General features: G+C 35.7%; 12 protein-coding genes. 6 read left to right on the forward strand and 6 right to left on the reverse strand.

What is annotated here, in order from left to right:
• The first annotated feature begins 115 nt into the window (after positions 1-115).
• Positions 116-883 (forward strand): transporter, encoded by a 768-nt coding sequence (locus K5X82_15285; GenBank protein QZT36595.1) that lies wholly within the window; start codon positions 116-118, stop codon positions 881-883.
• A gap of 72 nt (positions 884-955) precedes the next feature.
• On the opposite strand, the gene K5X82_15290 is transcribed toward K5X82_15285, so the two are convergent.
• Genes K5X82_15290 through K5X82_15305 form a run of 4 tightly spaced genes read right to left on the reverse strand, consistent with a single transcriptional unit; the run spans position 956 to position 4950 of the window.
• Entirely contained in the window at positions 956-2380 is a 1425-nt protein-coding gene (locus tag K5X82_15290) for a hypothetical protein (protein ID QZT36596.1), read from the reverse strand.
• Complete coding sequence (coaD, locus tag K5X82_15295) at positions 2370-2852, reverse strand: pantetheine-phosphate adenylyltransferase (GenBank protein QZT36597.1); 483 nt, start codon at positions 2850-2852, stop codon at positions 2370-2372. The genes K5X82_15290 and coaD overlap by 11 nt, the downstream gene beginning before the upstream one ends.
• Positions 2853-2873: 21 nt before the next feature.
• Positions 2874-4139: an aspartate kinase gene (locus tag K5X82_15300; protein QZT36598.1), complete on the reverse strand. Its 1266-nt coding sequence runs from the start codon at positions 4137-4139 to the stop codon at positions 2874-2876.
• Positions 4140-4170: 31 nt separating this feature from the next.
• Positions 4171-4950 carry a patatin-like phospholipase family protein gene (locus K5X82_15305; protein ID QZT36599.1) on the reverse strand — a complete coding sequence of 260 codons (780 nt, stop codon included), beginning with the start codon at positions 4948-4950 and terminating at the stop codon, positions 4171-4173.
• A 630-nt stretch (positions 4951-5580) separates the two neighbouring features.
• On the opposite strand from K5X82_15305, the gene K5X82_15310 reads away from it, so the two are divergent.
• Positions 5581-5964 carry a hypothetical protein gene (locus K5X82_15310; protein ID QZT36600.1) on the forward strand — a complete coding sequence of 128 codons (384 nt, stop codon included), beginning with the start codon at positions 5581-5583 and terminating at the stop codon, positions 5962-5964.
• Positions 5965-6560: 596 nt separating this feature from the next.
• Here the strand turns inward: K5X82_15310 and K5X82_15315 are convergent.
• Positions 6561-7802: an ISL3 family transposase gene (locus tag K5X82_15315; GenBank protein ID QZT36601.1), complete on the reverse strand. Its 1242-nt coding sequence runs from the start codon at positions 7800-7802 to the stop codon at positions 6561-6563.
• A 94-nt stretch (positions 7803-7896) separates the two neighbouring features.
• Here K5X82_15315 and K5X82_15320 point away from each other — a divergent pair, with 94 nt between their 5' ends.
• The 4 genes from K5X82_15320 to K5X82_15335 all read left to right on the forward strand — a co-directional run bounded on the left by K5X82_15320 (position 7897) and on the right by K5X82_15335 (position 13455).
• Complete coding sequence (locus K5X82_15320) at positions 7897-10065, forward strand: M4 family metallopeptidase (protein ID QZT36602.1); 2169 nt, start codon at positions 7897-7899, stop codon at positions 10063-10065.
• Between the two features lie 328 nt (positions 10066-10393).
• Positions 10394-11353: a hypothetical protein gene (locus K5X82_15325; protein ID QZT36603.1), complete on the forward strand. Its 960-nt coding sequence runs from the start codon at positions 10394-10396 to the stop codon at positions 11351-11353.
• A gap of 355 nt (positions 11354-11708) precedes the next feature.
• Positions 11709-12725, forward strand: a complete 1017-nt coding sequence (locus tag K5X82_15330; protein ID QZT36604.1) for an FAD:protein FMN transferase — start codon at positions 11709-11711, stop codon at positions 12723-12725.
• Positions 12726-12732: 7 nt separating this feature from the next.
• Positions 12733-13455 carry an HAD family hydrolase gene (locus tag K5X82_15335; protein QZT36605.1) on the forward strand — a complete coding sequence of 241 codons (723 nt, stop codon included), beginning with the start codon at positions 12733-12735 and terminating at the stop codon, positions 13453-13455.
• Here the strand turns inward: K5X82_15335 and K5X82_15340 are convergent.
• Positions 13450-13989 (reverse strand): hypothetical protein, encoded by a 540-nt coding sequence (locus K5X82_15340; protein ID QZT36606.1) that lies wholly within the window; start codon positions 13987-13989, stop codon positions 13450-13452. The genes K5X82_15335 and K5X82_15340 overlap by 6 nt on opposite strands.
• Positions 13990-14073 lie beyond the last annotated feature (84 nt).

Here is a 14073-nt window from a genome sequence, read left to right on the forward strand (position 1 = left end):
GCCTTCCATTGTACTACTTTCGCAAATGCAATTTTTGAATGAGACAAACTGAAGCAACGGATCGGACGATTGAACTTTGTGCTGTATACTTCTGTTATGATAAGAAAACAGCGATATGAAAAAAACAATTTTACTCTTATGGTGTCTGTTCGGAACTTTACTATACAACAATGCACAAGATATTAACACCGATCGTCCTGATGTCACAGAGTCCTACTATACCGTTCCGAGAAATAGCCTTCAGATAGAAACCGGATATATGTTCGAGAAGTCAACCGACTTTAAAGAGATCAACCATACCTATAACACCACACTCCTTCGATATGGTCTTGTCGATAATCTAGAGTTGCGTTTTAATATCGCATACATGCACTCCAAAGGTATTGAAGGTAACCCCATGTCAAATTATGGCTGGGGGGATATGCAGGTAGGATTAAAATTCTATGTGTTAGATCAAGATAAGTTTTTGCCTTACCTCTCACTACTCTTTCATTATGTCATTCCAACAGGAGACAACCACTTTTCTCCTGACGCTTCTGAGCCTATTGTCAAAATTCTAGGAGGGTGGGAGTTTGATAACGGATCATCTATCTCGTTTAATGCAGGGGCCATATGGACCGCTGGAAACGATAATGTCGAGTATTCCGCATCGGTTGCTTATGGCCAGCCGATAATTAAAGAGACATTGAGCGCTTTTATTGAATATTTCGACTATACATCCCACAATAGCGACAAAATGCATCACTATATGGACCTTGGAGTGACCTATCTGTTGAAAGAGAATCTACAGCTTGACCTTTCGGTAGGAACAAATCTAAAAGGATTTCGTAAAGGATATTTTATTTCTGCGGGCGCATCTTATTTAATCTCCTTCTCTAAATAGACCTAAACACACACACACAATCCGATATAAACCCCACTCCATAGTCGGGTTTATATCGATATACTTTGTGCCCTATTTAGTACTATTATATTTAGCTCTCTGCTCCTTAATATACTCCTCCCTATAAAATCCCATGAAATAGTTCTGAAACTTCACATCTGGTCTTAAGGCACTCTTTTGTAGTACTTTTAACTCTTTGTTTAGCAAAACATATGTAGGTGTTCCTGACACCTGACATAACTTCTTGAGGTCATATCTCTTTCGATTACTATAAACCAAAGAGCCTCTAATATCTTTTATTAGTGGGTTATCAATCTCACTGACATCAATCACAATAGCCACGTTCAACACCTTCCCCAGCTGTTTAGAAAGTGTGTTTAACTCACTAATTTGCTGTTTGGCATTGACCCCTTTCAAATCAATAAATGCCCAATATTGGTATCTCCCTTTCCATACAATATCCATTTTCTCTGAAGCGGTCGTAAAGGTGATTTTCTCCATATCGATAAAGATCTCTTGCTCCATCTTCTCACGATACTCTACCATAACCTGCGAGGCCTCTTCTTGTATAACCTTGTTTGCAGTGTGCTTCATCTTATTGATTAGACCTTGTACACTCTTTTTACTGAAGCTTTTATAATATAGCGCATCGTGTAACCCCTTTAGGATATAAGCATCCACCAACCCTTTGGTAATCCCATCTTGGATTAAAATAGAACGTATGGTTGTCAAATCCTCTTTAGATACTGCCTGCTTTAGTTTCTCATGGTTAAGTGACATCGCCCGTTTGTATAGATCATTATCTAAAATACGATTGAAATAGGAGATATAGGTCGCATGACATGGAAGATAAGGCAGTTTGGTCAATTGATTGGTTATAATCTTGTCACTATTCCACCCCTCTACCGATGCGGTTAGTTCACTCTTACGAATGGCAACATGATAATGAAGATATGCTTTACTTGGGTCATCTAACGAGTCTAGTTGGGCTAACACCTCTCTTAAGCGTGCTCTGTTTCTTTGAAAGAAGAGCGACTCAGCATTTTGGCGCGAAAGCTTACGATAAACGGTATTAAAATGCTGTAGCTGAATATTGATATCTTCTCTACCCAACTTCTTGAACCCCACCATAAAGGGTTGCCTCTTAAAATAGATACTACTTTTCTGTGCTTCACTCTTCGGCTTGTAATCGGACAAGACCAAATCATATTTAGCTTTAGGCTCCATAAAGAACTCAAATTGATAAGTCCCCAAATCCATATATCCCTTGGTGATTTGTTTCAAATCAATAGTCGTCGACAACTCTCCCGATGCATTAAAACTCCCTTCCCATAAAACCATGCGAGTCATGTTTATAGGGCTACAATAAGTGTAGATCTCTACACGCTTGTTTGCATAGCTCGGATTCTGTATATGCAATTGTGTGGCATGGGCCGTAGTAGCCCAAACAACACAAAGGAACAAGATGGTGATAAATCGTTGTATTCTATCCCACATAGTCAGCCAAATCTTTCATCGTAATATTCGACGGGAGAAACATCGACACATCTCCTTTGTGACGAAGAATATCTCTTACAATAGTCGAAGTAACAGGTGTATGCTCTGGGGTTGTGAGCAAGAACACTGTCTCTAGATCGTCCTCCATCTTCTTATTTACTTGTGCTATAGCTCTCTCATACTCAAAATCTGCAGCAGTTCTCAACCCTCTGAGGATATGGTTGGAATTTACCTTACGACAGAAATCGACAGTCAACCCTTCGTGGGTTGCTACAGTCACTTTACTGGTATCCGAAAATACTTTCTCTATCCACTCTACTCTCTTCTCCAATGGAAAAAATGAGCGCTTCTCCGAATTATATCCAATCATAATGATAACCTGGTCGAATAGAGGCAATGCTCTTCTTACTATTGATTCGTGTCCAATAGTAAAAGGATCAAACGACCCTGGAAATACTGCAATTCTTGACATATCTTTTTAATCTATGCGGTTTTATTGTTTAACTAAATAGCGTGATGTTTTGCGGCTATGCTGCTCAATCAACACCTCTCGGTCTTGAATATAATCTAAGTTGTCCAATTTAGGCTCACTATTCTGAATGGTTAGAAGCTCCAAGTTCTGATTATACATCACCTTATAATTCTCCATTAACTTCCCGACCATCTCTTCAAACTGACGATGATTCTTATCGATCACCACTGAGAAATACAGCGCCGACTGCTGTACCAAATTAGATTTGGCTTGGTGTTCCGATAAGGTCTGATAGAAGAAGGCAATATCCTCCTCCGATAGAAACGAAAGGTCTCTATCCGAAATGGTGATCAACACCTGATCGCGTTTAAGAATATATATCGGTGGCAATATGGTATCATATGGTCCATTACCAATCATAGTTCCCGAGAGGGTAGGATCCACAAAACTTCTTACATATAGCGGTATCTGTTTTGTCCGTAGTGGCTTCAGTGTCTTAGGATGTATCACCGAAGCACCAAAATAAGCCAACTCTATAGCATCTTTGTAAGAGATGCGTTCGATCTTCTGTGAGACCTCAAAATATCTAGGATCAGCATTCAACACCCCCTCTACATCTTTCCATATGGTTACGGACATCGCATTCAAACAGTGTGCAATGATGGCAGCTGAATAGTCTGAACCTTCTCTACCTAGAGTGGTAGTTAGGTTCGTGTAGGTCGAAGCAATAAACCCTTGGGTAATATAGAGCATCGAATGGTTCTCTGTAAAGACAAATTGCTTTTGAATATTCTGGCTACTGATATTCCAATCGACATTTCCTTCTCTATAGTTCTCTGAAGTCCTTAACACAGGGCGTATATCTATCCAACTGTTCTTAACCCCTACAAAGTTCAAATACTCTGAAATGAGTGTGGTGGATAGAATCTCCCCAAAACTAACAATCTGATCATACTCATAATCGAAATTCATGGAAGGCACCTCCTCAATACGTTGTGCTAACTGTTCAAATAGCTGATCGATTAGCCCTAACTGTGGTCGTTCAAAAAGGTCTGCAATAATTCCATAATGATAATCGTATATCACACGATAGGCCATAGCGATATCATCTCGCTTTTGGTCATAATATGCATTCACCAACACTTCAAAAGCATTGGTCATCTTGCCAAGAGCAGAGATAACCACCACCTTGTGAGGATGAATGTCCGCTTTCAGTTGTTTCGAAAGACGAATGATATTGGCTGCATCTTTCACCGATGCTCCCCCAAACTTATAAACCTTTTTCATCTTCTTAATATTTACGATACTGTCTATGGTACTACGAACAAATATCGTGAATAATTTTATCTTTTATAATCCTTCGACCATAATCATAACCAATTTTGAATATTTTCAGTTTAGACTTAAGATCAAAAGTACCATACTTCCGCAATTCATGTGGCTCAATAATGGCATTACAGTGTGGGAGTGCCTTCTTTACATTGTTGCCTATGATCAGTTGAAAACACCGCTCTGCAACCTGTACCATACTATTTTTAATCTGCTCTTCTCCATTGAAATTGACATGAACACCTACAATATAATCACACTGATCGTATAACGACATGGCAGGTAAATTGTCATAAAGACCACCATCTACATAACACTGCCCATCGATCTCTTGTGCTGGAAAAACGACAGGAATAGAACACGAGGCTATAACATATGGTAGATACTCACCTTGGCTCTTTACCTCTAACTCACCCTTGGTAATATTAGAGACCGAAACAAACAACGGAATCTTCAACTCCTCGAAGGTCTTGTAGGGCATGATCTCATCAAGATAAGTTGTCTTAAATCCAACTTTAATTAATCCGTGGCTTTTCATGGATGGATGAAGTAATCCTTTGATATGTTTCTTGTCGAGAAGTTCAAGCATCTCCTCGGGGCTAAATCCATTTGCTAACAATGCTCCAACCAAAGCGCCCATACTTGTACCTGATACAGCATGAATTGGGATTCCTGCTTCCTGAAATGCTTTGATCACCCCCATGTGTGCAACACCTCTTGCTCCACCGCCACTTAATGCTAAACCTACGCTCTTTTTTTGACCTTCCATAATGATCCTGTTTAATGAATATATGTGTAAATAAAACAGTCAATGGATCATCTTTGTTTTCTTCGGAAAACCATTTAATCGATAGATATTGATATAAACCAACATATCAACCGTAAGGCGTACAAACAAGAAGTGGAAAACTTATGTGCTTTACTATTGCTATTAGAAATGAGGCTGTAAATGTGTTGTATATATACAATTGTTGTTCTGTCTATATTTAATGCGAATGAGGAGTTGAATTTGATATCTGGTCAAGTATTTTAATTATTCGTATATTAGATATTTATGTTGTTTTTTGTATTCTTGAAAATCAGTGTCTTATAGTTGTATTCAAAGCGACTTTTAAATATGATAATCTAGAATAAGTACTTCAATTTAATAAAGATATACGATCTAATTTGTTATTATTTCGATGAGTTAAGATATTATTGTGAACGATTTTGTAACAATAACTCCCCTTGTTTTACCGATCAAGAGGTGATGACAATATATCTTTGGGGTGTTCAATATCAAGAATATATAACGTGTTTTAGCAAACGAAAAGGCAAGGTTGCCATTGAAGTAACCAATTAAAGGCTATTGTTCTACGAATGGAGTTTAATATTATGACATGAAGTTTAATATTATGACATGAAGTTTCATATGCTGGGGATAAGACGACAAGATGCTTTACCATTTCCAGAACAAATCCTTTTTACCCCTGCATCTATTAACGATATTGTCGTCTACAAGGAGAGGTGGTTCGAGATGCGGAACAGAACCTTCTTCGGAGATAAAATTTACATGCATAATGAATTTAACCAGTATGAGAAGAATCAGTATAATTCAGAAATGTTGACACCTATAAAGGCAGTAAAAGGGATGCCTTTGATAATCAAACAGAGAATAAAAGCAGTAGATGTTTTGTATAATAGAGCTGTATCTAAAATTAGACAATCTATTGAAGCAATGTTCTCTTGGCTAATCGAAAAAACAGATATACAAAGAGCTAGTAAGGGTCTACAAAAGGATTAATGGTACATGCATTCAGTAAACTATCTGCAACGTTTTTTAATTATGTTTTGATTCCTTGATTCGCATATTTAATGATAATATGATGTGTTCTAATGTGAGATATGATAGATGTGTAAGTATATGTAATATTGTTAAAAAAAATGTTTATTTTTTAAGAAGTCAAATATTATGTAAATCATGTATTGTGGTTAGGATTTTGTGTTTTATTTATTTATAATTGCTAATGGTAAATATATTTTATACACAATGTTGTTTGAGTGTTGTTTCTTGTTGTAAATTTTTTATTTCTAGTATTGTATGTTTAAATAATTTCAAATGATGATGTTAGATAGAATATGTCTGTGAATGAATCTTGCATTCAAATTATAAATGTAGCTCAATGCTGTAAATGCGTCTATATTAGTATTTTGAGTGAAATAGGTCTTGTAGGTGTAGCATAAGGCATGTAATCTGAGGTATCTTAGATATATATAAGTTTTCAAAAATTCAGAGATATAAAATAATGTAATATAAATCAATAATAAATTTAACTATGAACTTTAAAACTATACTATCATTTTATTTTGGCTCTTTCCAAGATTTGATGGGTAATCATATTAAAAAGAACAATGCTTATTCACCTTTCTAAAATCTAATTTACCCGTAACAAGATATATCATTGTGATGAAATTTTTAGTGTCCCTAAATCCTTTAGCTCTTCTTTTTACTGTTTGAACCACAGAATTAAGACCTTCTAATATTCCATTATTTATCTTTGTTTCCATCCATTGCACAACGCCATCCCAATGTCTTTTAATTGTATTGGCAGCCTTGATGATAGGCTCCATCCTAGAGTGAGTTGCCCAATAATACCATTGTTTTAATAAGCACACAAACTCTTCTGCCGTGTTAGCGTATGTGTAAATATCCTGAAAGCTTTCACGTATTCGGAGTGCTCTGAAACTCTTTAATTTACTGTTTGATATAGAAAGATCCTTAAAGGCTTGCTGTTGCTTTAAGGTGAAGTTTGTCTTGTTCTTTAAGAATAAATACCTGTTCCCCTTTAGACACTCTTCATCTTTTGCTTCAGATCGTCTAACCTTATCTACTGCTTCATTGATTATCTTCATAATATGAAACTTGTCAAATGTAATGGAAGCATCTGGAAGGTGTGTTGCTATGCCACTAATGAATGAAGGAGACATATCACAACTGACATGACTTATTTTACTTGATTTGATCACTTTATTTTGGTCGTGATAATGTGGAATAACCTTACAAAAAGAAGCAATAGTTTCTGCCCCTTTTCCTTCAGTAACATGTACTGTCTTGCGTTCTTTTAGGTCTACAAACAAAGTAACATAATTATGCCCTTTTTTACAAGAAGTCTCATCAACCCCTATCATCTCAATATCAGAATGGTCTTCTTCGGCCTTTGCTGTATCGACATACAAAGTTGCCAACTTCCATAGCTTATCATCATAAACACCTGTCATTTGTGCAACCTGATGAACTGGCATATAAGAAATTAAGGACATTAATAATGCTTCAAACAACAGTGTAAAACCAGGTAGTTCACCTTCCCAAGGCATATCAAGAATAGCAACATTACCATCTCCCTTTATAACACGGGGAACACGTGCAGTTAAATAACACTTATACTCAAAGAAGCTTAAATGCTGCCATGTTTTCTTTCGTGTATCATGCACCTGTAGGTTATCCTCTCCATTGTGACTAAAACGAGAACCTCTCTTAAAATCGATATAAACATCTAAACGTTGGGATTCCTTGTCTAAGTTAATACCATCAATAAAATAGGGAGATTCAATATGTAAGGCTGAGGCTAATAAATCGTACATGATGTCTTATTTTAGAAGTTATTATATAGAAATTAAACATGTAGCATACCCACTAAGTTTCGGAAAGAGCCTTTATTTTTTATTTATTGTCACAATGATACCGTTAAATGTTTGTGGACAGCAATCGATTAAAGTGTTAATTAAGGATAATAAGAAGATTGTTAAGTTTGCTAAACCAATGCACTATAGTTTATTAAGTGATGTTTTAAAAAATAACTTTAAAAAGAGAGACGATGTTATTTGGTCAAAGTATAAAACCAATAAATATATTGAAAAATATTCAAGGTCTAAAGATGGGCTTAACTTAGAATTTGCTGATGTTTTAGTTTTTAAGTCAGAACAAATGGTTAAAAGCGTAGAAGGTTTAGCTGATATTATCATAAGTACAGAAAATCAGTTAGTTTCACGTAGTAGTGCAATGTCTATTGCAAAAGAATTCATTGAATGTGAAGATTTTATTCAAGAAGAAACAGAAAAGTCAATTTCGTTAGTTTATATGCGAAAATATCAAAATGGTAAATTTGACAGTGAATTTCGTAAAGCTTATAAAATGATTATCTATGGCAGTAAGCCATTTAAAAGACAGTGTATTTATATTGATGCTAATAATGGAGAGGTTCTATTTAATTACTCATTAATCAATGATAATAAAAATGTTTCTAAAGAATCACTAGAGAATAAGAATTTTATCTTACAGGATTCTAGTATAGAGCAATTACAACCTGGTCAAGCATATTCATTTTACTCTGGTGTAATTGATATTGATACTTATGAAGAGAATGGAGTTTATTATCAAAAAAATTTAGTCAGAGGGGGTGGTATATATGCGAAGGATATGGATTCTGGTTCAAGTTATATATCTGCAATCGTGCACAGAGATGGTGATAATATCTGGAATTCTTCTGATATAGAAGTACGAGTTGGAAGTGAGGTATTATGGGCACAGATACTTTTTTATGATTATTTTGATACTGTGTTTAGTCGTAATTCAATCGATAGTGAAGGAAAGCCTCTCTTAGGATATTATAATACAAATCTTGTTTCTCTTGGATACCCTGATAATGATAATGCATTTTGGGATGGAGCCAATGAATGTGTAACTTTCGGAAAAGGTTCTAATTTTTCACAAGTCATGAGTCTAGACATTGTAGCTCATGAATTTGCACATGGACTTACTCAGTTTACATGTGGATTAGTATATAATAGTGAATCGGGGGCAATTAATGAGTCTTTAAGTGATATTTGGGCTTGTGTTATTGAGTCGAAATATGCACCTGAAAAGAATAGATATATAATAGGAGAGGAAATAATTTCATCAGGCTTAAGATCAATGAGTGATCCTTCTTCAAAAGGATACCCTGAGTTTTACAAAGGAGAGAATTGGGAAAATACTTCTGTTGATCATTATGGAGTTCATACTAATAGTTCAGTTGGTAACTTTTGGTTTTACTTACTTTCAGAGGGTGGATCAGGAACTAATCAAGGATCAAGAGTAGATAATGGTACAAGTTATTATGTTCGATATGATCTTGAAGGGATCGGTATCGAGAAGGCTGCAGAAATAGTTTATAATACACAGGTCGATTACTTAACATCTTTTTCGAATTATTCTGACTTTAGGCGGTTTACGGTTGAGGTCGCAATAAGTATTTATGGGGTTGATTCAGAAGAAGTTGAACAGGTTCGTAAGGCTTGGGATGCTGTTGGAGTTAATTCGGACTTATATTCATATATATCAGGTCCGAATAAAGCAACTAATAGTGGAACGTACAGTTGGGATGCTATTGGTAGTGGAGGGAAAGAACCTTATTTATATAATTGGTCTATGGGGTATAATGGATTAGAGAATGTAGTAACTTCTACAAACCCGTCTTTCTCGTGTGCAATGCCATATGATTATGATATTGAATTAAATCTAACAGTGACAGATGCACTGGGTGATGTGAGTTATAGTAGTCTTCATGTCCTCAATTTAGGTGATGATAATAGTGAAGGTAAACCTGTTCCTACATTATTTTCAATTAGTCCAAACCCAATTAATAGTAGTCAATTACGTATGATTGCAGGTAAAGATTATAGCAAGGGGTCTTATATCGTTATTTGTAATGATAGAGGATATCCGATATATAATTTTAAACTGTCTAAAATTAAAAAGAATAGTGAACTATTCTTTGATGTTCCAAATCTTTCATCAGGATTTTATATTCTGAATCTGTATTGTGTAAATGGTGAAACTCAGTCCATTCCTTTTTTGGTGAAATAGAGCTCTTAATCGAAATCAAATATAGTCAGTCTACTCTGAATGCTCATCTTATTTGCAAAATATGAATTAGTATTAGATATATATTCTATTTGGGATTTGATATTACTATATAACAAACTAGTTTTCAGGGCGGGCTACAATATTAAGTCGTGGTATCGTAAACATTTTAAAGAAAGCTTAAGCCATTAAGTGGATAGTTATATCGTCATGTTTTACTCGTGTCATATAGGAAAGAATCGTTTCGTATCGAAATGTTCTATTGTAATATACTGAGGTAATTAAAAAAAGGGTTACCGATATAATCCTAAAACATAAAAAATAATTTGCTATGAAATACTTTATACTAACTGTTATTCTATTTTACTCTTGTAGTAAAGATGCTGATTTATTGCCTTCTAAGAATGCTATTTCTGATTTAACCTTTGAAGATGTAGTCACTCCTAAAAACATTTCACACATCGATTTTGTGAATAAAGAAATCGGATATGCTATGGATCATCAATGTGTATATAAAACGATGGATTGGGGCAAAAATTGGCAAAAAATATATTCGTCTCAAAGTCTAGTTGATATACAGTTGTTTGATGACCATCATCTAATGGTCGTAGAAAGGGGGGGCAAAGATAATGCGCAATTGCTGGTTACTACTTCTAACGATGATTTTGCAACGAAGAATAATGTAATGGTTTGTGATTATAATATTTCAACTGAAATGTCAACTTTCAATGATGGCACTGCTTTTATCATAAATCAAAGTGGTATGTACAAATCAGCTGATTATGGTAGATCATGGCATAGAATGGATAATGTTCCATTTCGAGTTTCAGAGATAGCTAGAAATGGTAATGGAGACCTTTTTTGTGAAAGCAACAATTCCGGTGAAGTCTTAAAAAGCAGTGACCAAGGGGAAACATGGACAGCGGTATCCACCTCGTTTGAAAGTAATATTCAATTACAATCCACTCCTTCTGTGGATCAAGTATATTTTTCTGTTGATGGAGTGCTCTACTCTACAATGAATTTTATTCAATGGAAGCAAGAAATATTAGAGCCTAAAGTTCAGTGGAATGACTACCTTTTTGTCACGGAAGAGGGAAAGAAGGTATGCTTTAATCATAATGTTACTCTTGTTGCTATGGAATCTCCAATTGGACTATGGCTGGTTGATTCAAATGGTAAGATAAAATATGAGACTCCATATGATCTAGTGCTAGATGCAGATGAAGTTACAGCCAATGAATTTGTTCTTCTACAGAATTCAAAGATGGTACATGTGACAGTAAAATAGTTCCATAGGTTGTAGTGCTTATTTTATATCGTTGTCTATTTCAGTTCCTTTATGAAATGAGCTCTATCTTTAGACTTACTTTGTATATTATTTGCTCACATGTTACATACAAAGATAAAGAGATACTTTCATCCTAAAATGAACTGTTGGTTCCGGATGATAGCACTTACCTAGACCTTGATCAATGGAACTAAAATAAAGAGTTGTTTTAAAAAAAGCGGAAACGAAATCTATCTTTTGTTTCCGCTTTATTTTTACCATATCGTGCAATAATTAAGACAAAGTCGTCAACTATTTGTTGATTATTATAACTTTGTTGGATCAAAAGAAAAAGCAACTCAAAACGATTTTCCTTATGAAGCAGTTTAGAATTTGGCTCGCATTAAGTTTATGCGTTACTTGCCTATGGGGGTGTAGTACCTCTTCGTCAAAGTATGTGTTTAACTCTGGTGCCGTTTATGGAACCTTATACCATATTGTGTATGAGAGTCCTGATGGTGACGATATGCATGAAGAGATCAAAGCCGAAATGCAGCGTTTCGATAACTCCCTATCTACTTTTAATCCTGTATCTACCATATCGAAGATCAATAAGAATGAACCTACCGAACTTGATCCATTCTTCTTGAAATGTTATAACAAAGCTGTTTTGGTTTCAGAAGCTACAGAAGGAGCATTTGATATGACGGTTGCTCCGATGGTTAATGCATGGGGATTTGGTTTTAAGAATAGAGAGAAAGTAACTCCTGAAGTGGTGGATAGCCTCAAATCTATTGTTGGCTATCAGAAAGTACACCTTAAAGAGGGGAAAATTATAAAACAAGATCCTCGTACCATGTTAGATGCAAGTGCTATTGCCAAAGGGTTTTCTGTGGATGTTGTGGCCGAATACCTGAAAAATAAAGGGTGTAAGAACTTCATGGTAGAGATAGGTGGCGAAATAGTGGCACAAGGTGTCAATAGTAAAAATAAAACTTGGGTGATAGGTATCAATAAGCCCAAAGAGGATATGCCATTAGACCATCAAGAACTTCAAGCCACTGTTTCATTAAAAAATTGTGGAATGGCCACTTCTGGTAACTATCGAAATTTTTATGTGGATGGGGGTAAGAAATATGCCCACACAATTGATCCTCGATCAGGATATCCTGTTCAACACTCTCTTTTGAGTTCGAGTGTGATGGCTCCAACATGTATGGAGGCGGATGCTTTTGCCACCTCCTTTATGGTGTTAGGAGTTGAAAAATCGCAGGAGATCGTTTTGGCTAACCCTAAACTAGAGGCATTTTTTATCTATGCTGACGACAAAGGGAATACGAAAATCTGGAGCTCTCCAGGCTTCAAAAAACAGATTAAAGATATTATTGAATAGTAAGCGTATGATAAAATATATTGCATTTGATGCCGATGACACCCTATGGGAGAATGAACCCTATTTCAGAGAAACTGAAACGGCGTTTATTTCGATGTTGGCCCCAAATAGTGACTATAGCGAGACGGAATTAAAAGAACTATTGTATCACTATATCGTGAATAATGTACCACTATATGGTTACGGCACGCGCTCATTAATGTTATCATTAATGGGCTTCTGTAATCAGTATGCCACCAAGCACCTATCTGAAATGATAGAGCAAACCATTGCGCTGGGACATGAACAGCTTAAGAAAAAGGTGGTGCTGTTGGCACAAGTAAAAGAGACTTTACACAAATTGTCTAAGAACTATCAGCTTCTGCTCATTACCAAGGGCGATTTAATGGAACAGAATCGAAAGATCGCTGAAAGTGGTTTGGTCTCATACTTCAAATATATTCGAGTCCTTGAAGAGAAAGATAATGAAAGTTATCAGTCGTTTTTCAATGAGGTGGGTGTGGATGTGAAAGAGCTTGTAATGGTAGGGAACTCCTACAAATCCGATGTGCTACCAGTGGAAGAGATCGGAGGGCATGCCATATTCATCCCCTATAAGTCAACATGGGCTTTCGAACACGCCGATAAGAAAGATTCTGATAGAATCTTTGAAAGAGGAAGTATATCTGAAGTTCCTGTGCTGATTACATCTATCGAACAGCAGAATAGTTGTGTTTCTCCCTCTTTATAAAAGAGGAGAAACACACTCTCTTTCGAGTTGAAATGCATCCTGATGATTCCTTCGATATACCGATCGTATAAACGAAAAAAGGGTATTGAGACGCTGCTTGGTCTGTTCTAAATATTTTTTCGAATAGTAAATATAGTGGTGCTGATTCTGATCCTTATGAACATATGGTGGCTTCGAGAAGGTGCCGTATAACTTTAATTGGGCACGTATGAATTGTTTCCATCTTCTCTGGTCATTCATAATCATAATGCGTTCGTCTTTATTTAAATTCTGAAAAAGAATCTTAAAGTACTCGTTGACCAAATTATTATAAGAGTCTTCGGCATCGTTGATTGCTTTAAGTATCATCACAGCACTAGGTGCTGCCTGCATGTCTTTGCAATATTGACGATTAACCTTGGCCGTATCTGCAGAATACTGAAATTCAATATTCTCTATGGTAAGTTCTCTCTTTTCCGTTCTTTGTGTTTGTGCTTTTATAGTGAAACCTACCATAAAAACACAAATAAAAACAACCCATCGGTGTTGCTTCATAGATGCTAAATTTGTTACTAATGAATGTTTAAGCATCTAAAAATATGAAAACATTATCAAAACATGCCGTACTTCGTGTATAAA

This window comes from Prolixibacteraceae bacterium, from assembly GCA_019856515.1.
GTDB lineage: Bacteria > Bacteroidota > Bacteroidia > Bacteroidales > Prolixibacteraceae > Halosquirtibacter > Halosquirtibacter xylanolyticus.

Coding starts and splice junctions, on each gene's coding strand:
- K5X82_15330 (QZT36604.1), top strand. CDS start 11,709: ATGAAGCAGTTTAGAATTTGGCTCGCATTAAGTTTATGCGTTACTTGC.
- K5X82_15305 (QZT36599.1), bottom strand. CDS start 4,950: ATGGAAGGTCAAAAAAAGAGCGTAGGTTTAGCATTAAGTGGCGGTGGA.
- K5X82_15325 (QZT36603.1), top strand. CDS start 10,394: ATGAAATACTTTATACTAACTGTTATTCTATTTTACTCTTGTAGTAAA.
- K5X82_15335 (QZT36605.1), top strand. CDS start 12,733: ATGATAAAATATATTGCATTTGATGCCGATGACACCCTATGGGAGAAT.
- K5X82_15340 (QZT36606.1), bottom strand. CDS start 13,989: ATGAAGCAACACCGATGGGTTGTTTTTATTTGTGTTTTTATGGTAGGT.
- K5X82_15320 (QZT36602.1), top strand. CDS start 7,897: ATGATACCGTTAAATGTTTGTGGACAGCAATCGATTAAAGTGTTAATT.
- K5X82_15300 (QZT36598.1), bottom strand. CDS start 4,139: ATGAAAAAGGTTTATAAGTTTGGGGGAGCATCGGTGAAAGATGCAGCC.
- coaD (QZT36597.1), bottom strand. CDS start 2,852: ATGTCAAGAATTGCAGTATTTCCAGGGTCGTTTGATCCTTTTACTATT.
- K5X82_15290 (QZT36596.1), bottom strand. CDS start 2,380: ATGTGGGATAGAATACAACGATTTATCACCATCTTGTTCCTTTGTGTT.
- K5X82_15315 (QZT36601.1), bottom strand. CDS start 7,802: ATGTACGATTTATTAGCCTCAGCCTTACATATTGAATCTCCCTATTTT.
- K5X82_15285 (QZT36595.1), top strand. CDS start 116: ATGAAAAAAACAATTTTACTCTTATGGTGTCTGTTCGGAACTTTACTA.
- K5X82_15310 (QZT36600.1), top strand. CDS start 5,581: ATGAAGTTTCATATGCTGGGGATAAGACGACAAGATGCTTTACCATTT.